Source organism: Streptomyces sp. NPDC020747, assembly GCF_044334695.1.
Taxonomy (GTDB): domain Bacteria; phylum Actinomycetota; class Actinomycetes; order Streptomycetales; family Streptomycetaceae; genus Streptomyces.
This window is the reverse complement of the sequence record NZ_JBIRTJ010000015.1, coordinates 47,822-64,054: the sequence shown is the minus strand read 5'-3', so window position 1 is coordinate 64,054 and position 16,233 is coordinate 47,822. Positions and strand designations below refer to the sequence as shown.

Annotated in this window: 16 protein-coding genes; 12 read left to right on the top strand and 4 right to left on the bottom strand. The window is 71.8% G+C overall.

The window, feature by feature from the left end; genetic code table 11:
- Positions 1-93 precede the first annotated feature (93 nt).
- Positions 94-564 carry a GNAT family N-acetyltransferase gene (locus ACH4YP_RS34075; RefSeq protein ID WP_398494687.1) on the top strand — a complete coding sequence of 157 codons (471 nt, stop codon included), beginning with the start codon at positions 94-96 and terminating at the stop codon, positions 562-564.
- Here ACH4YP_RS34075 and ACH4YP_RS34070 read toward each other — a convergent pair.
- Entirely contained in the window at positions 550-936 is a 387-nt protein-coding gene (locus tag ACH4YP_RS34070; RefSeq protein ID WP_361065515.1) for a PPOX class F420-dependent oxidoreductase, read from the bottom strand. The two genes, ACH4YP_RS34075 and ACH4YP_RS34070, sit on opposite strands and share 15 nt — an antisense overlap.
- A 162-nt stretch (positions 937-1,098) precedes the next feature.
- On the opposite strand from ACH4YP_RS34070, the gene ACH4YP_RS34065 reads away from it, so the two are divergent.
- The 4 genes from ACH4YP_RS34065 (at position 1,099) to ACH4YP_RS34050 (ending at position 4,073) form a co-directional block, all read left to right on the top strand.
- Positions 1,099-1,749 carry a hypothetical protein gene (locus tag ACH4YP_RS34065; RefSeq protein WP_361065518.1) on the top strand — a complete coding sequence of 217 codons (651 nt, stop codon included), beginning with the start codon at positions 1,099-1,101 and terminating at the stop codon, positions 1,747-1,749.
- Positions 1,736-2,500, top strand: a complete 765-nt coding sequence (locus tag ACH4YP_RS34060; protein WP_361065521.1) for a class F sortase — start codon at positions 1,736-1,738, stop codon at positions 2,498-2,500. Before ACH4YP_RS34065 ends, ACH4YP_RS34060 begins: the two co-directional genes overlap by 14 nt.
- A 137-nt stretch (positions 2,501-2,637) precedes the next feature.
- Positions 2,638-3,522 (top strand): oxidoreductase, encoded by an 885-nt coding sequence (locus ACH4YP_RS34055; protein WP_361065524.1) that lies wholly within the window; start codon positions 2,638-2,640, stop codon positions 3,520-3,522.
- 20 nt (positions 3,523-3,542) lie between these two features.
- Entirely contained in the window at positions 3,543-4,073 is a 531-nt protein-coding gene (locus ACH4YP_RS34050) for a hypothetical protein (protein WP_361065527.1), read from the top strand.
- A gap of 87 nt (positions 4,074-4,160) precedes the next feature.
- Here ACH4YP_RS34050 and ACH4YP_RS34045 read toward each other — a convergent pair whose 3' ends face one another.
- Positions 4,161-5,027 (bottom strand): ABC transporter permease subunit, encoded by an 867-nt coding sequence (locus tag ACH4YP_RS34045; RefSeq protein ID WP_398494685.1) that lies wholly within the window; start codon positions 5,025-5,027, stop codon positions 4,161-4,163.
- Positions 5,024-5,932 (bottom strand): ATP-binding cassette domain-containing protein, encoded by a 909-nt coding sequence (locus ACH4YP_RS34040; protein ID WP_398494683.1) that lies wholly within the window; start codon positions 5,930-5,932, stop codon positions 5,024-5,026. The genes ACH4YP_RS34045 and ACH4YP_RS34040 overlap by 4 nt, the downstream gene beginning before the upstream one ends.
- A 132-nt stretch (positions 5,933-6,064) precedes the next feature.
- Here ACH4YP_RS34040 and ACH4YP_RS34035 point away from each other — a divergent pair, with 132 nt between their 5' ends.
- Together ACH4YP_RS34035 and ACH4YP_RS34030 are read left to right on the top strand one after the other, a co-directional pair.
- The gene (locus ACH4YP_RS34035; protein WP_398494682.1) at positions 6,065-7,282 is read left to right on the top strand and encodes a sensor histidine kinase; all 1,218 of its coding nucleotides are present in this window, start codon (positions 6,065-6,067) and stop codon (positions 7,280-7,282) included.
- Positions 7,279-7,938: a response regulator gene (locus ACH4YP_RS34030; protein WP_398494680.1), complete on the top strand. Its 660-nt coding sequence runs from the start codon at positions 7,279-7,281 to the stop codon at positions 7,936-7,938. Before ACH4YP_RS34035 ends, ACH4YP_RS34030 begins: the two co-directional genes overlap by 4 nt.
- A gap of 3 nt (positions 7,939-7,941) precedes the next feature.
- On the opposite strand, the gene ACH4YP_RS34025 is transcribed toward ACH4YP_RS34030, so the two are convergent.
- Entirely contained in the window at positions 7,942-8,934 is a 993-nt protein-coding gene (locus ACH4YP_RS34025; protein WP_398494678.1) for an alpha/beta fold hydrolase, read from the bottom strand.
- A 229-nt stretch (positions 8,935-9,163) separates the two neighbouring features.
- Here ACH4YP_RS34025 and ACH4YP_RS34020 point away from each other — a divergent pair, with 229 nt between their 5' ends.
- The 5 genes from ACH4YP_RS34020 to ACH4YP_RS34000 all read left to right on the top strand — a co-directional run bounded on the left by ACH4YP_RS34020 (position 9,164) and on the right by ACH4YP_RS34000 (position 16,183).
- Positions 9,164-10,576 (top strand): S1 family peptidase, encoded by a 1,413-nt coding sequence (locus ACH4YP_RS34020; RefSeq protein ID WP_398494676.1) that lies wholly within the window; start codon positions 9,164-9,166, stop codon positions 10,574-10,576.
- A gap of 153 nt (positions 10,577-10,729) precedes the next feature.
- Positions 10,730-13,480: an AAA family ATPase gene (locus tag ACH4YP_RS34015; RefSeq protein ID WP_398494674.1), complete on the top strand. Its 2,751-nt coding sequence runs from the start codon at positions 10,730-10,732 to the stop codon at positions 13,478-13,480.
- Between the two features lie 96 nt (positions 13,481-13,576).
- A complete protein-coding gene (locus tag ACH4YP_RS34010; protein ID WP_398494673.1) occupies positions 13,577-14,401 on the top strand; it encodes an alpha/beta fold hydrolase in 825 nt (274 codons plus the stop codon).
- Between the two features lie 110 nt (positions 14,402-14,511).
- The gene (locus tag ACH4YP_RS34005) at positions 14,512-15,366 is read left to right on the top strand and encodes an alpha/beta fold hydrolase (protein ID WP_398494671.1); all 855 of its coding nucleotides are present in this window, start codon (positions 14,512-14,514) and stop codon (positions 15,364-15,366) included.
- Positions 15,367-15,385: 19 nt separating this feature from the next.
- Complete coding sequence (locus ACH4YP_RS34000; RefSeq protein ID WP_361071845.1) at positions 15,386-16,183, top strand: alpha/beta hydrolase; 798 nt, start codon at positions 15,386-15,388, stop codon at positions 16,181-16,183.
- The last annotated feature ends 50 nt before the right edge of the window (positions 16,184-16,233 follow it).

Genomic DNA, 16,233 nt, shown 5'->3' with positions numbered 1-16,233 from the left:
CGCGAAAAGCGATTTGCCGTTCAACCACCGGTCACTCTAGGCATCCCCTCGGTCCGGTCAAGAGCCGCGGAGCCGGACGAACGGAGTCACTTCATGGATCTGCTTCCTTTCAGCGCCGCGCACGCGACGACCGTGGCGAGCTGGCCGGTCTCCGCCACGGAGGTCGCGATGTGGTGCGGGCGGCGGGAGTTCCCCATGGCCGGAGAGACCGTCGCGGCGTGGCAGCAGGACACGGACGTGACGGCCCGCCTGCTCGTCGAGGACCAACGGCCCGTCGCGTACGGGGAGTTGTGGTTCGACGCCGAGGAGGACGAGGTGGAGCTGGCGCGGATCATCGTGGCACCCGGCGCCCGAGGTCGTGGCCTCGGGCGTGAACTGGTCCGGGGCCTGCTGGGCGAGGCCCGTGACTCCGGGCTGTCGGACGTGTTCATGCGGGTGCACCCGGACAACGACCGGGCACTGCACTGCTATCGGGGAGCCGGTTTCGTCCCCGTCGGCCCGGAACTGACGGAGGCCTGGAACGCCGTACAGCCCGTCGACTACGTCTGGCTACGGCACCAGTGACACCCGGATGCCGAGCGTCCCCTTCTTCCCGCGGCGCAGTCGGCTGCCGAGCAGGCCGAGGCGGCCGGAGATGCCGTATTTGCGGGCGATGAGGCGGCGATAGTGCTCGGTGACGTCCGGGTCGCAGACCTCGGCGGTGGCGGGGAGCTGCTCGCCGGTCGGGTTGCCGCGGATGTCACAGGGGCCGACCAGGACGTCGGCGCGGTTGCGGATCCGCTTCACCTTCCACGAGTCCGCGACGGTCCAGACGCCGAGCGTGTCGCCGTCGCGGACCACCCACACCGGCGTCGCGACCGGCGTGCCGTTCTTCCGAAAACTGGTGACCAGCAGGTATTGGCCTGCACCGAGCCGCTCCAACGCTGTGTTGTCCACGCGGTGAGTCTAGGCGGCGGGCGGGTCCGGCGGGAGCCTGGGCCGGACGAGCTATCTCTGACGGTTCGTCAGCGATGCGCTCGGCTTTTGGGCTCGGGATGTGAAAGAGAGTCGGACGAAGAGTCGATTTGTACGACAATCATCCCGCTCGGAGGATCTCGCATGCCCACCTCGCCACGCCCCGGTACCGCCCGCGCCCGTACCTCCGGCGCCGGTACCGCCCGCCCCCGCGCGGGAGCCGCCGCGCTCACGGCGCTCGCTCTCGCCGGAACGGCCCTTCTCGGGGCCCCCGCCGCCTTCGCCGCTCCCGGCGACAACGGCGACGTGAAGATCCACGCGGACACGACGCCCGACGCCGACCAGCGCAACAACCCGAAGGTCTGCCAGTTCTACCTCGCCGCCTTCAATTTCGACCAGGGGCAGGGAGTCACCTGGATCATCGAGCCCCAGCCGGCGAAGCGGGGCAGTGCCACGCTCACCGGCACCCTCGCACTGCCCACCGGCACCGGCCGGACAACCGGCCTGCTGGCCCTGCCGGACGGCCAGTACAAGCTCACCTGGCAGATCGTGGACGGCAAGGGCGCGGGCAAGCACAAGGTGTTCAAGGTCGACTGCAAGAAGGCCCCGCCCGCCGGCGGGTCCGAGGGAGTGGCACCCGGCGGCCCCAACGGCGGCGTACCCGCGGGCGGCGGCGGTCTCGCCGAGCCACCGAGCGTGTCGGCGGTCGGCGCCGCGGCGGCGCTGGGCCTGGTCGGGGTGTCGGGCTTCGTCTACTTCCGGATGCTGCGTCGCCGGCCCGATGGCGCCGCGTAGGCGCGCGCCCAGGCCCTGGTACCGGACGCGCGCCTACCGTCTGACGAGGACGGCCGTGCTGGCGGTCTCGCTGGTCGTGGGCGGCCTCTGGTGGGCCGAGGACGACGGTCGGTCCCCGGACCCGGCCGCTGCCCCGGCCGCCGAGCCCGGGGACGCCAAGGCGTCCCCGGGTTCTCCCGCCCCCGGTCCCTCCGCCGCCGCGACACCCGAGCCCCGGCGCGGCCACGTCCGTGTGCCGCCTCCCGTCCGCCGCCCCAGCCCGGCGCCCCGGCCGCTCCCGCGGTCCAGGGCGACGGTCCTGAGGATCCCGTATCTCGGTCTGGAGGCGCCGGTCGTCGGGCTGCGCCTGGACCGGAAGCGGCAGCTCACCACGCCGCCGGTGGACAACCCCGAACTGGTCGGCTGGTACGAGGGCGGCCCCTCGCCCGGAGAGGCGGGCACCGCCGTGGTGGTCGGTCACCTCGACACCGCCACCGGGCCCGCCGTCTTCGTCGGCCTGAGCGGACTGACACCCGGCCGGCTGGTCGAGGCCCGGCGCACCGACGGCCGCACCGCCGTCTACACGGTGGACACCGTCCGCACGTACGACAAGGAACGGTTCCCCAGCCAGGAGGTGTACGGCGCCAGAAAGCGTCCCGAGCTGCGGCTGATCACCTGTGGCGGGGCGTACGACCGGAGGACCGGCTACCGGAGCAATGTCGTCGTCTTCGCGCATCTGACCGGGACGCGCGAGCCGGATCGCCCCGCCTAGGTGACCGGCTCCACGCCGACGGGCCACGCAGGCGGTCCACACAGGCGTTCATGCGGGCGTTCATGCCCGCCGGGCCCGCGAAGATCGCTTTTCATCGTCCGCCCCCGTCGTCCGAATCTCCGTGCAAGACTCCGAAGATGACCTCGGAGACGATCAACGCGGCGGCAGCGGGCACGTGGCGGCTCGGCGACCTCACGGTCAACCGGCTGGGTTTCGGGACCATGCGGCTGACCGGGAGCGGCGCCTTCCACTCGGGCACGCCGAGCGACCGCGACAGGTCACTCGGGGTGCTCCGGCGCGCGGTGGAACTGGGCGTCAATCACATCGACACCGCCGCCTTCTACTTCTCGTCCCTGCGCTCGGCCAACGAGCTGGTCAACTCGGCGCTGGCCCCGTATCCGGACGACCTGGTCATCGTCACCAAGGTCGGGCCGGGGCGGGATCCGTCGGGCGAGTGGCTGCCCTGGGCCAGGCCCGAGCAGCTGCGCGGCCAGGTGGAGGAGAACCTGCGTCAGCTCGGCCGCGACCACCTCGACGTGGTCAACCTCCGGACGCACGGGCGCCATTCGATCGCCGAGCACTTCGGCGCACTGGCCGCGCTGCGCGAGGCGGGGCTCGTCCGCCACCTCGGGGTGTCCGACGTCGACCCCGAGCAGCTCGCCGAGGCGCAGGCCATCGCCCCGGTGGTCTGCGTCCAGAACCGGTACGCCCTCGACACCCGTAGCGAGGTCGGTGACGACGTCCTGCGGATCTGCGGTGAACAGGGCATCGCCTTCGTGCCGTTCTTCGCGATAGCCGGCGAGGGCGGCAGGAAGGGCGCCGACGGCACCCACGAAACCGCGGTCCTCGACATCGCCCGGGCCCATGGCGCGAGCCCCGCGCAGATCCGGCTGGCCTGGACACTGCACCGCGGCCCGCACGTCCTGGCCATCCCGGGCACCGGGGATCCGGACCACCTCGTGGAGAACGTGGCCGCGGGCGCGATCAGCCTGTCGGACGACGAACTCGCCCGGCTCGCCTGAGGGTTGAGGATCGCTTCGACATGGGGGACAGCACACTGTGGGTGGCCGCACTGACGGCCGGGACCGCCGTGCTCGCGAGCTGGGTGACCAGCCGCGGCACTTACCGGGCCGCCCGCATCCAGGCGGACGTGGCCTCCGCGACCGTACAGGCGGACCGGCTCCGGGCGACCCGCCGCTCGGCGTACGTCGACGTCATCGAGCAGGCCCAGCGCATGGGAGACCTCTACTGGAAGGTCTCCGACGCCGATCGGATCCAGGACCCGGACGAGCGGCTCGCGGCCCTCAAGGATCTGCGGACACGGCTTCAGAGCGAGTACGCCGTGCTGCGTCAGCGGGTCTGGGTGGTGGACCTGGAGGGGTCGGCGGAGGCCGCCTCGGCCGCGGACCGGATCCGCCTCGCGACCGGCGACAACTGGCGGGCGCTCCGCGCGATGATCGAGGGCGAGGAGGGGGCTGGAGAGCGGTTCAGCGACTGCTACCGCCCGTTCTGGGAGTCGGTCGTGAACTTCGTCGACCTCGCCCGCACCGCCCTGCACGAGACACGTACGTAGACATCACGAGACACGTGTGTAGACATGTAGACATGTAGACGTAGGCATAGGTACGCCAGGCATGAGGCGGCTCGCGGGTCAGGGCGTTCACTGGTCGCGCCGCTGCACGGAGAGCACGGCGACAGCGGCGGTGGTCAGGGCCCAGAGCGCGTAGACGGTCCAGGCGCCGGTGAGTGTCCACGGGTACGCGACCGCCTGTTGGTCGACGTCGACCAGGCGGATCCACGCGCCGGCCGGCAGGGCGTGGTCGACGACGGCTGCCCAGTAGCGGTCGGCGCTGAACACCAGGGGCAGCAGCAGGAGGATCACCACACTGGCGGTCATGGTGGCCGCGGTGTTCCTGATGAGGGCGCCGAGGGCCATACCGATGAGCGCGGACACCGGTGCGAGGAGCGCGGACGCCACGAGGACGCGCAGCGCGCCGGGATGGTCGATCGGGACGCCGATGTGCCGGCCGGACAGAACGGCCTGGGTCAGACCGAACGAGGCCGCCGCCACCACCGCGCCGAACACCGTCGTGACGGCCGTGACCACACACACCTTCGCCGCCATCACCGAACGCCGGGCCGGGACGGCCGTGAACGTCGTGCGGATCGTTCCGGTCCTGTACTCACCCACGATCGCCGTGGCGCCGATGGCGCTGAGGGCGAGCATGAGGACCATGGCGGCGTTCTCGGTGAAGGCGATCGACAACGGAATCCCGTCCCGGACGAAGTCGGCCCGGGAGCCCGCGTCCCGCTCCGTCCAGTAGCGGCACGTGTCCCAGGCGGTTCCCACGTTGAACCCGATGACCGCCAGAGCGCCGATCACGAACGCCCAGGTGTTGGAGCGCAGCGACCAAAGCTTGATCCACTCGGCGGCGACGAGGTCACCGAACCGGGCGCGGGGCTCGGCGCCCTGAGCAGGGTCGACCGTGGCAGTGGCGACGGCAACAGCCCTGTCGGTGGTGGTCATCGGGCTTCTCCCGCGAGGTATTCGACGCTGTCGGCGGTCAGTTCCATGAAGGCCTCCTCCAAAGAGGCGGTCCGGGTGGTGAGTTCGCGCAGCAGCACCCGGTGCCGGTGGGCGAGTTCACCGATCCGGTCCGCGTCCATGCCGGTCACCGTCAGCGAGTCGACGTCCTGGCGCACCTCCGCTCCCGCCCCGGTGAGCAGCGCCGTCAGCGTCGCGGGGTCCGGCGTCCGCACGGTCACGGTCGGACGGGTGCCGCGGGCCGCGAACTCCGTGAGGCTCTCGGCGGCGATCAGCGCGCCGCGGCCGATGACGACGAGCTGGTCGGCGGTGTTCTCCATCTCGGACATCAGATGGCTGGAGACCAGGACGGTGCGGCCATCGGCGGCCAGCCGGTGGAACAGACCGCGGAGCCACTTCACGCCCTCCGGGTCAAGGCCGTTGAGGGGCTCGTCGAACAGCAGCACCGGCGGATCGCCGAGCAGCGCGGCCGCGATGCCCAGCCGCTGTTTCATCCCGAGCGAGAACCCGCCGATCCGGCGCCGCCGCGCACCCGCGAGGCCGACCTCCTCCAGCACCTCGTCCACCCGGCGGCGCGGGATGCGGTTGGAGCGGGCCAGCACGGTCAGCTGCGCCAAGGCGCTGCGGCCGCCGTGCACTTCGTGGGCGTCGAGCAGCGCGCCGACGTGACGCAGGCCGCGCGGGCGGTCCCGGAAGCGGCGGCCGTCGATGGTGACGGATCCGCTGGTGGGGTCGTTCAGGCCGAGTACGAGTCGCAGGGTGGTGCTCTTCCCGGCGCCGTTCGGGCCGAGGAACCCGGTGACGTGTCCGGGCCGCACCGTGAAACTCAGGTGGTCGACGGCCGTGGTGCCGCCGTATCGCTTCGTCAGTTCGTTGACTTCGATCACGGGTCCAACGGTCCCCGGGAGCACGGCGGTTCGGCATCGGACCGGCGCCGACAATCGCGCGGGGCGGTGTCGACCACGGGTGTACACCCACGGTCCGATGCCCTGCCCGGATCATGTCGTTACGATCGGTGCATGCCCGCCACACCGCGACTTCCGCTGCTCAAGCGCATACCGCCGGGCGTCTGGACGGCGGCGATCTGGTGTGCGGGGCTGGCGCTCACCATGCTCATGCGATTCCGGTTGCCCGGTCAGGAAGAGGCCGACGCCTATCGCACCTCGCTGCTCAGCAGCGCCAGGTGGGAGGGCTGGACGCTTCTCGCCCTGGGCACCGCCCTGACGCTGGGCGGCTGCGTCCTGATGCGCCGTCGCCCGCTGTGGGCCCTCGCCCTGATGCTCGCCGGTTCCATCTCCGCGACGAGTGCGCTGAGCGTCGGCGCGATCCCACTGCTGCAGTTCCTGGCAGTCGATCTCACGCTGTACTTCATCGCGGCGGCCCGGACCCGCAGGACCGGCATCGTGGCCATCGCCATGGCGCTCTGCACACTGGCCGGGTACCTGGCCGTCCGGGTGCTGAGCAAATGGGTCATCGGAACGACGACCGAGCTGATCGTGGGCCTCACGGCCGTCATCGCCTGGCTCATCGGCGACTCGATGCACCAGTCCCGGGTCCACGCCGAACAGGTGCGCGCACAGGCGGCTGCCCAGGCCGTCACCGCCGAACGGCTGCGAATCGCAAGGGAGTTGCACGACATGGTGGCCCACACCATCGGCATCGTCGCCCTCCAGGCCGGTGCCGCGCGCCGGGTCATCGACACCCGGCCCGACCTGGCGCGCGAGGCGCTCGGCGAGGTGGAGAACGCGAGCCGCGAGACGCTGTCCGGCCTGCGCCGGATGCTCGGCGCGCTCCGCCGGGCCGAACCGGGCCAGGCCCCCGAGGCCGCTCCGCTCGATCCCTCCCCCGCCCCCGGTCTGGCCGACATCGACCGCCTCGCCGAGCGGACGACGGCCGCGGGCATCCGCGTCGAGGTCCGCTGGCAGGGCGAACGGCACACGCTGCCCCCGGAGATCGGCATGTCCGCGTACCGGATCGTGCAGGAGGCCGTCACCAATGTCGTACGCCACGCCGGCACCCGCTCCTGCCAGGTGACCGTCGACTGCCGCGACGAGGAGCTGGCCATCGAGGTTCTCGACAGCGGGAACGGCCCCGGGCACGCCGCGGCCACCGGCTACGGGCTGCTCGGCATGCGCGAGCGGGTCGGTCTGCTGCACGGGGAGTTCTCGGCCGCGCCGCGTCCCGAGGGCGGTTTCCGGGTGGCGGCGCGGCTGCCCGTGCCGGCGGGTGCCCGATGACGGTACGGGTCGTCCTGGCCGACGACCAGCCCCTCGTCCGCGCGGCCCTGCGCATGGTGATCGCCGAGACCGCCGGCCTTGAGGTCGTCGGCGAGGCGGGTACCGGAGCCCGAGCGGTCGAGCTGGCCGCGACGGAGCGCCCCGACGTCGTGGTGATGGACATCCGCATGCCCGGCATGGACGGCATCGAGGCCACCCGGCTGGTCACGCAGGGGTCCGGCGGGACCCAGGTCATCATGCTGACGACCTTCGACGATGACGACTATCTGTACGGGGCGCTGCGCGCGGGCGCGGCCGGATTCCTGGTCAAGGACATGGCCCTGGACGACATCCTCGACGCGATCCGGGTCGTCGCCACCGGGGACGGGCTGCTCGCGCCGAGTGTGACACGCCGTCTCATCAGTGAGTTCGCGGAGCGTCCCGTGTCCGCCGCGCCCGCGCCGCGCACGGCCCTGGGCATCACGGACCGCGAGCGCGAGGTGCTCACCCTCATCGGAAACGGTCTGTCCAACACCGAGATCGCCGCGCGGCTGTCCATCAGCGTCGCCACCGCGAAGACGTATGTGACCCGGCTGCTCGCCAAGCTGGACGCCCGGGACCGGGTGCGGCTCGTCATCATCGCGTACGAGGCCGGGCTGGTCGCGTCAACGCCTTGAGGTCTACGCGTTGAGGGTGCGCAGCCAGGTGGTCAGCAACCGGTTGACCTCCTCGGGGCGTTCCTGCTGCACCCAGTGGCCGCAGCCCTCGACGAGGTGCGAGGAGACCAGGCCGGGGAGTGTGGTGGGGAACGCCTCGATGGCACTGGCCAACCAGGCGATGGAGGCGTCGAGTTGGCCGGCGACGAAGAGCGACGGCTGGGCGATCGGGGCACCGTCCCACTCGGCGAGGTCCTCCCAGTCCTGGTCCATGCTGCGGTAGCGGTTGAGGGCGCCGGTGAATCCGGTGCGCTCGAACTCGCCTACGCAGAAGTCGAGTTCGTCGTCCGAGAGCCAGGACGGCCGGTCCTTCACGAACCGGTCGGAGAGCCTGCCGCCCTTCGGGACGAAGAAGACGCCGGCCTCTCCCTCCTCCGGCATGGTGTCGGCCGACAGCGAGGCGTAGAAGCCCGCCAGCCACGCCCGTACATCCGGCTCGATCTCCGACTCCGCACGGCCCGGCTCCTGGAAGTAGCGGACGTAGAACTCCTCGTCCCCGCCGATCATGGCGAAGGCGTCGGTCGGCCGGATCCCGCCCCGCGGCGCGTACGGCACGCCGAGCAGTCCCACCGCGGAGAAGACATCGGGCCTGAGCAGCGCGGAGTCGGCTGCGATGGTCGAGCCCCAGTCGTGGCCGACGATCACGGCGGTCTCCTCGCCGAGGGCACGGACGACGGCGACGTTGTCCTCGACATGCGCCCCGATGCGGTACGCCTCCAGGGCGTCCGGCACCGACGAGCGCCCGTAGCCGCGTACGTCGATGGCGACGGCGCGGTAGCCCGCCCCGGCGAGTGCGGGGAGCTGGTGGCGCCATGAGTACCAGAGCTCGGGAAAGCCGTGGACCAGCAGGACAAGGGGGCCGGTGCCCTGTTCCACGAGGTGGATCCGGCCACCGGGGACGTCCACCAGTCGATGCTGGGCGCCCGCCGGGGTGAACGGGTCTGCGGCCTGCGACATGGGTCCTCCTCGGACTGGGGTGTACTGATTCCGATCATCGCGCCGGTTCCGAGAGGGCGCGAGGGACGTTGCTGTTTCGGCAACACAGGCGAGTTCTCGCCGACCGGCGAACACTCGGCCGGGCCGGTGAACCAGACCGTGGGACGGCACGTACTGAAGGAGGGCGTTCACCTAGCGGAAGCGCCCACAGCAGTGACGCTGGGTCAGGACAGTCGCACGGGAGCCGTGGATGAGGCATGCACGACGGAACGTTCAGCGGATCGCACGGTTCGCCGCAATCGGCGGACTGGTGTGCGGGGGGCTGATGGTCTCGCATGCCGTGGCGAGCGAGACGTCTGACGATCCGAAGGCTCCGAACGCGGAGACCCTGGCCGCCCGGACCGGCCAGAAACTGGTCACCGAGCTGGGCACGTCGCGTACGGCCGGCAGTTGGATCGACGCGAAGGGACGCCCGGTCGTCGCGGTCACCGACGAGGAGGCGGCTGCCGACGTACGTGGCGCGGGTGCCGTCCCCAAGGTCGTCCACTACGCCATGAAGGATCTGCGGTCCGTCACCGACACCCTCAAGGACGCGCCCAAGGTGGCCGGCACCTCATGGGCGATGGACTACGCCTCCAACCAGGTCGTGGTCCGTGCCGACACCACCGTCTCCGCCGCCGAGTGGGACCGGCTGGCCAAGGTCGCCGAGAGCCTCGGCAAGTCCGTGCGGATGGAGCGTACGGAGGGCACGTTCACCCCGCGAGTGAACGGTGCCTCGCCGCTCTTCGCGAGCGCCGGACGCTGCTCGGCGGGCTTCAACGTGACCAACGGTCAGGCCAACTTCATTCTCACGGCGGGACACTGCGGCCCGGTGGGCACGACGTGGTTCTCGGATCAGCAGGGCAGCCAGCAGGTCGGCGCGACCGTGTCCGGCTCGTTCCCCGGCGGCGACTTCTCGCTCGTGCAGTACAGCCCCGGCGTGGATCTCAGCGGCGCCGACCTCGTGGCCGTCGGCGACGGCCAGGGCATACGGATCATCGGATCGGCCGACGCCGCCGTCGGACAGAAGGTGTTCCGCAGCGGCAGCACGACCGGTCTCCAGTCCGGCGAGGTGACCGGATTAAACGCCACCGTGAACTACCCGGAGGGCACGGTCACCGGACTCATCGAGACCACGGTGTGCGCCGAACCGGGCGACAGCGGCGGCCCGATGTTCGCCAACGGGCTTGCCATGGGAATCACTTCGGGCGGCAACGGGGACTGTCAGAGCGGCGGTACGACGTTCTTCCAGCCGGTCTCCAAGGCGCTGGACTCGCTCGGTGTGAAGCTGGTGACCGAACCGGGGGCCGACGACCAGGCTTCGCCCTCCGCCGGGAGCACGGGCAGCGCCAACAACGGCGCGGGCGCGGCGGCCCCTCCCGGCACGGCCTCGACCGCTCCCGGCGGCGCCGTCCTGCCCGGGGCAGGGGGAGGATCGGGAGGCGCGGCGGAGGGGCAGACCGACAGCCTGGCCTCGGCGCTCGAGCGGGTCGCGGACTTCAGGAACCTCGGCCCCGGGCTGTTCGTCATCGCGGGCAGTCTGGTCGCCCTGGTGGCCCTCCGAATCCGCTCGGAACGCGGGCGCAGGCGGTACCGCAACCAGTACTCGCAGAGCTGGGGCTGACGGCAGCCCGGCCGGGATCGGCCCGGCCGGGATCCGTCGTGGCTGAGACGGGCATGACTTAAACCCGGTATATATGCCGGTTCACATAACCGAAACAGTCGATAGTGCCCATTGTCGTCCATCGTGGCCGCGGCGCTGGTTCAATCGTTCGACATGACCCTCAAGGGGCGGGCCCGGGAACGCGACCAACTCGACCTGCTCGTCAGGGAGTTGCGCGAAGGACTCAGCGGTGTGGTGGTGCTGCGGGGCGACGCCGGTATCGGCAAGACCGCCCTGCTGGAGCACGCGGTGGCCGAGGCCGCCGAACTGCGGGTGCTGCGGGTGGTGGGCGTGGAGGCGGAGTCCGGTTTCCCGTTCGCCGCGCTGCACCGGCTGCTCGTCCCCCTGCTGGACGGGCTCAAGGAGCCCGGTGCGCTGCCCTCGGCCCAGCACACGGCACTGCGGGTGGCCTGCGGACTGGCCGAAGGACCGCCGCCCGACGGGTTCCTGGTGGGGCACGCGACGCTCACCCTCCTCGCGGAAACCGCGAAGCGGCGGCCCGTGCTGGCGCTCGTCGACGACGCGCAGTGGCTCGACGAGGAGTCCCTCGGCGTGCTCGCCTTCGTGGGCCGCCGGGTGCACGCGGAGGGCGTCGGCCTGCTGTTCGCCGCGCGGACCGGATTCGACGTACCCGCGGGCCTGCCCGACGCCGTCGAAGTCGCCGGTCTGGAGGAGCAGTTCGCGCTGGAGCTGCTGCGGGAAGCCGTGCCCGGACAGCTCGACGCCCGCGTCGCGGCACGGATCGTGGCCTCGACCGCCGGGAACCCGCTGGCGCTGACCGACCTCGGTCTCGAACTCTCCGCCGACCAGCTCTCCGGCGGGCTCGCACTGCCCGAACCCCTGCCCGTGGGCAGCCGGTTGGAGGCGCACTACCTTCAGCGGGTGCGGGAGCTGACGGGACCCGCACGTACCTGGCTGCTGCTCGCCGCGGCCGAACCGAGCGGCGACCTCGGCTACCTCACCCGTGCGGCGCGGCAGTTGGGGATCGGTGCCGAGGCCTCGGGTCCGGCCGAGGCCGCCCGCCTCGTGGTGCTGCGCTCGGCCGCGGAGTTCCGGCACCCGCTGGTGCGGTCGGCGGTGTACGGCGGGGCCACCGGTACCGAGCGAAGACGGGCGCACCAGGCGCTGGGCGAGGTCACCGACCGCCCGGCCGACACCGACCGCAGGGCCTGGCATCTCGCCGCGGCCGCGATCGGTCCGGACGCCGCGGTCGCCACCGAACTGGAGCGGACGGCCGACCGGGCGGGCTCCCGCGGCGGGTACGCGGCCCGCACCACCTTTCTGACCCGGGCCGCCGAGCTGACGCCCGAGGGCGCTGTCCGGGCCGCGCGGCTGCTCTCGGCGGCCGAGGCCGCGCTGCGCGCAGGGGCGCCGTTGCAGGCGGAGTCGCTGCTCGACGCGATCGACGTGGAGCTGCTCGGCGACGTCGGCCGGGGCCGGGCCCTGCTGGTCCGGGCGCACGCGGTCATCGCGCTGGGCGACGCCGACTCGTTCGCGCGGGCTCCCGCGCTGTGTCTGCGGGCCGCGCTCTTCCTCGCCGGCGGAGCGCCGGAACTCGCCCGCGAGGCGCTGCTGAGAGCGGTCGAGCGTGCCATCAGCGCGGAACACCTCATGCGGGACACCACGGTGGCCGAGATCGCCCGGGCCATCGACGACCTGGTGCCCCGCACCGGGGACGCAACCGGCATCGACCTGGTGCTGCGCGCGTTCGCCGTCCTGGTCACCGAGGGGTACGAACGCGCTGTGCCCCATGTGCGGCGGGCCTGCGCGGTGCTGCTCGACCCGCGCACCACCGACGAGCAGGTGCTGCGGGGCTATATGCCGGTCGTCACCCTGTCGATGATGCTGTGGGACGAGGTGACGCACTCCGCCGTGATCCTGCGGGCAGCGGACGCCGCCCGCGCGACCGGCGCCCTGATGCAGCTCGACATCGCCCTGTACTGCGGCGTGATGTCGGAGACCAACCTCGGCGAGCTGTCGGCCGCCGACGAACTGCGCGCCGAGGGCAGCCAGATCCGCGCGGCGATCGGCGCCACGGACGACGTGTGGGCCATCTACCGTCATCCCGAACTGCTCGCCTGGCACGGCGAACTCGACGACCTCCCCACGGTCCTGGACGGGTCGATGGAGGCCGGCACCTGGCTGGGCAACGGCGCGGTCGAGTCCATAGCCCGCATCGGCATGGTCGTCCTGGCCCTGAGCCGCGGCAACTACGCCCGGGCGCGCAGCACCACCCATGAGCTGATCGAGCACGACGTCCTCGGGGTGCACTCCCGGCTGCTCCCCCATCTCGTCGAGGCGGCCGTACGCTGCGGCGACCGCGTCCTGGCCACGGCGGCCCTGCGCACACTGACGTCCCGGGCGTCGGCCTCCGGCACCCCCTGGGCGCTGGGGCTGCTGGCACGCTCGCGGGCCCTGCTCGCCGCCACGAACGACGCGGAGGCCCTGTACCGCGAGGCGATCGGCCTGCTTTCGAAGACGCGGGCCCGTTCCGATCTCGCCGTCGCCCATCTGCTGTACGGCGAGTGGCTGCGCCGCCGCAAGCGCCGTAAGGACGCCCGCGAGCAACTGCGCACGGCCGTCGCGATGTTCGACGCCATACAGGCCATGGGTTACGCCGCCCGCGCCGCCCAGGAACTCGCCGCCACCGGCGAGCACCCTCACCGCGGTGCGGCCGGGACGACCGACGCGCTGACCCCGCAGGAGCTCACGATCGCCCGCCTCGCCAGGTCGGGCGCGACCAACGCCGAGATCGCCGCCCAGCTGTTCATCAGCGCGAGCACCGTCGACTACCACCTCAGGAAGATCTTCCGGAAGCTCGACGTCACCTCCCGGCGCCAGCTCGCCCGCACCCCGGACCTCTGAACCGGTTCACGACTACGCGCTCCACGGGATTCGAGGACGACCCGCCCCGGCCGATGATCGGGCGGTCGGAACGAACCCGCAGACGGGAGCACCCCCATGCCGTACGTGACCGCCTCCGACGGTGCACGGATCCACTACAAGGACTGGGGACAGGGCCGCCCGGTCGTGCTCAGCCACGGCTGGCCCCTGAACGCGGACAGCTGGGAGGCGCAGCAGCTGTTCCTCGCCTCGAACGGCTTCCGCGTCATCGCCCACGACCGCCGTGGCCACGGCCGCTCCACCCAGACCTGGCTCGGCAACGAGATGAACACGTACGCCGACGACCTGGCCACGCTCGTCGACACGCTCGATCTGCGGGACGCGACGCTCGTCGGGTTCTCCACCGGCGGCGGCGAGGTGGCCCGTTACGTCGGCCGGCACGGCACCGCCCGGCTCGCCCAGCTCGTGCTCGTCTCCGCCGTACCGCCGTTCATGCTCAAGACCGACGACAACCCGGGCGGGGTGCCGGTCGAGGTGTTCGACGCGATCCGCGCCGGCTCGGTCGCCGACCGCTCGCAGCTCTACCGCGACCTGGCCGACGGCCCGTTCTTCGGCGGCAACCGGCCCGGCGCCGCCCCGTCCCAGGGCATCCGCGACGCGTTCTGGCTCCAGGGGCTCCAGGCCGGACACCGGAACGCGTACGAATGCATCGCGGCCTTCTCCGCCACCGACTTCCGTGCGGACCTGGACGCCTTCGACGTACCCACGCTCGTCATCCACGGCGACGACGACCAGGTCGTGCCGTTCGAGGTGGGTGGCAAGGCCTCCGCCGCCCGGATCAAGAACGCCTCGCTCAAGGTCTATCCGGGCGCGCCGCACGGCATCACCGACACCCACAAGGAACAACTCAGCGCCGATCTGCTGGAGTTCCTCAACTCCTGAGCCACCCCTGCGGCATCTCTGATGCACCGGTGAGGCGCCTCGACGCACTCCCGAAGCTCCGTCCGCATGCCCCGCCACCGACATGCCCCGACCCAGAAGGAGCCCATCACATGACGTCCGACCGTCACCCCCGCCGCCGCGTCCTCGGCGGCATGCTCGCGGCCGGCACCGGCGCGCTCGGCCTCGGCGGCGCGCTGCCCTCCGCGTCGGCAGCCGGAGGCAGACCCGCGGCCGTCGGTGCCAAACCGACCGTCGTCCTGGTCCACGGCGTGTTCGCCGACGCGTCCGGCTGGTACAGGACCATGGCCGGACTCCAGGACGCCGGTTTCCCGGTCATCGCCGCAGCGAACCCCCTGCGCACCCTGGCCGGCGACTCCGCGTACGTCTCCAGCATCGTCGACACGATCCCCGGCCCCGTCATCCTGGTCGGCCACTCCTACGGCGGCGAGGTCATCACCAACGCCGGGCGCGGCCACACGAACGTCAAGGCACTGGTGTACGTGGCCGCGTTCGCCCCCGACGAGGGCGAGAGCGCACTGCAGCTGGCCGAGCAGTTCCCCGGCAGTCAGCTGCCCGGCGCCCTGGTGACCCGCCCGTTCCCGCTCCCCGCCGACGCGCCTCCCGGCGATCCCGGCCTCGACGGCTACATCGACCCGGCGAAGTTCCGCGAGGTCTTCGCCGGCGATCTGCCGCGCTCCGAGACCAGGCTGATGGCGGCCGCCCAACGCCCGGGCAGCGTCGGCGGTCTGGCGGGCAAGAGCGGCGTACCGGCCTGGAAGTCGCTGCCGTCCTGGTACGTGATCCCGACCGCAGACAAGGTGATCCCGCCCGCCGTTCAGCGCTTCATGGCACAGCGGGCGGGGAGCAGGGTCGTCGAGGTCAAGGGGGCCTCGCACGTCGTGATGATGTCCCGCCCGGCCGTCGTCGTCCGCCAGATCCTGGCCGCCCACCACGCCACCCGCTGACCTCCCGGAAGGAAAGCCCATGAGCAAGCCGGACACCGTCGTCCTGATCCACGGCTTCTGGGTCACGCCCCGCAGCTGGGAACACTGGATCGACCGCTACGAGAAGCAGGGTTACCGCGTGATCGCGCCCGCATACCCCGGGTTCGAGGCGGAGGTCGAGTCCCTCAACGCCGACCCGGCGCCGATCGAGGCGATCACCGCGCCCCGGATCGTCGAGAGCCTCGCCACCGTCATCCGCGGACTCGACCGGCCGCCCGTCCTGATCGGCCACTCCGCGGGCGGGGCCTTCACCCAGGTCCTGCTCGACCACGGCTTCGGCGCGGCCGGTGTGGCCATCAACTCCGCGCCCACAGAGGGCGTTCGGGTGATCCCGCCGAGCCAGGTGAAGTCCACGTTCCCCGTGCTCAAGAACCCCGCCAACCACCACAAGGCGGTCGGCCTCACCTTCGAGCAGTGGCACTACGCGTTCACCAACACGTTCCCCGAGGAGGAGTCCCGGGCGCTGTACGAGCGGTACGCGATCCCCGCCTCGGGCCGCATCCTGTGGAACAGCGTGCTGGCCAACCTCCAGCCCGGCCACCAGGACATCTGGGTCAACTACCACAACGACGACCGGGCCCCGCTGCTGTTCCTCTCCGGCGAGGAGGACCATCTGATGCCGCCGAAGGTCCAGCAGTCCAACGCCAAGCACTACAAGTCGAACACCCTCACCGAGGTCAAGGTGTATCCGGGGCAGCCGCACCTCATGCCGGCCTCGCCCGGCTGGGAGGAGATCGCCGACCACGCCCTGTCCTGGGCCGTGGAGCACGCCGAGTAGGGCACACAGTGCGCCCGGGGCGACCGCACAGGCCGCCCCGGGCCACCGAG

Excerpts from the sequence above, each read along its gene's own strand:
- ACH4YP_RS34005 (WP_398494671.1), top strand. The coding sequence starts at position 14,512 with ATGACGTCCGACCGTCACCCCCGCCGCCGCGTCCTCGGCGGCATGCTC.
- ACH4YP_RS34020 (WP_398494676.1), top strand. The coding sequence starts at position 9,164 with ATGAGGCATGCACGACGGAACGTTCAGCGGATCGCACGGTTCGCCGCA.
- ACH4YP_RS34065 (WP_361065518.1), top strand. The coding sequence starts at position 1,099 with ATGCCCACCTCGCCACGCCCCGGTACCGCCCGCGCCCGTACCTCCGGC.
- ACH4YP_RS34045 (WP_398494685.1), bottom strand. The coding sequence starts at position 5,027 with ATGACCACCACCGACAGGGCTGTTGCCGTCGCCACTGCCACGGTCGAC.
- ACH4YP_RS34060 (WP_361065521.1), top strand. The coding sequence starts at position 1,736 with ATGGCGCCGCGTAGGCGCGCGCCCAGGCCCTGGTACCGGACGCGCGCC.
- ACH4YP_RS34050 (WP_361065527.1), top strand. The coding sequence starts at position 3,543 with ATGGGGGACAGCACACTGTGGGTGGCCGCACTGACGGCCGGGACCGCC.
- ACH4YP_RS34025 (WP_398494678.1), bottom strand. The coding sequence starts at position 8,934 with ATGTCGCAGGCCGCAGACCCGTTCACCCCGGCGGGCGCCCAGCATCGA.
- ACH4YP_RS34075 (WP_398494687.1), top strand. The coding sequence starts at position 94 with ATGGATCTGCTTCCTTTCAGCGCCGCGCACGCGACGACCGTGGCGAGC.
- ACH4YP_RS34015 (WP_398494674.1), top strand. The coding sequence starts at position 10,730 with ATGACCCTCAAGGGGCGGGCCCGGGAACGCGACCAACTCGACCTGCTC.
- ACH4YP_RS34000 (WP_361071845.1), top strand. The coding sequence starts at position 15,386 with ATGAGCAAGCCGGACACCGTCGTCCTGATCCACGGCTTCTGGGTCACG.
- ACH4YP_RS34055 (WP_361065524.1), top strand. The coding sequence starts at position 2,638 with ATGACCTCGGAGACGATCAACGCGGCGGCAGCGGGCACGTGGCGGCTC.
- ACH4YP_RS34030 (WP_398494680.1), top strand. The coding sequence starts at position 7,279 with ATGACGGTACGGGTCGTCCTGGCCGACGACCAGCCCCTCGTCCGCGCG.
- ACH4YP_RS34010 (WP_398494673.1), top strand. The coding sequence starts at position 13,577 with ATGCCGTACGTGACCGCCTCCGACGGTGCACGGATCCACTACAAGGAC.
- ACH4YP_RS34035 (WP_398494682.1), top strand. The coding sequence starts at position 6,065 with ATGCCCGCCACACCGCGACTTCCGCTGCTCAAGCGCATACCGCCGGGC.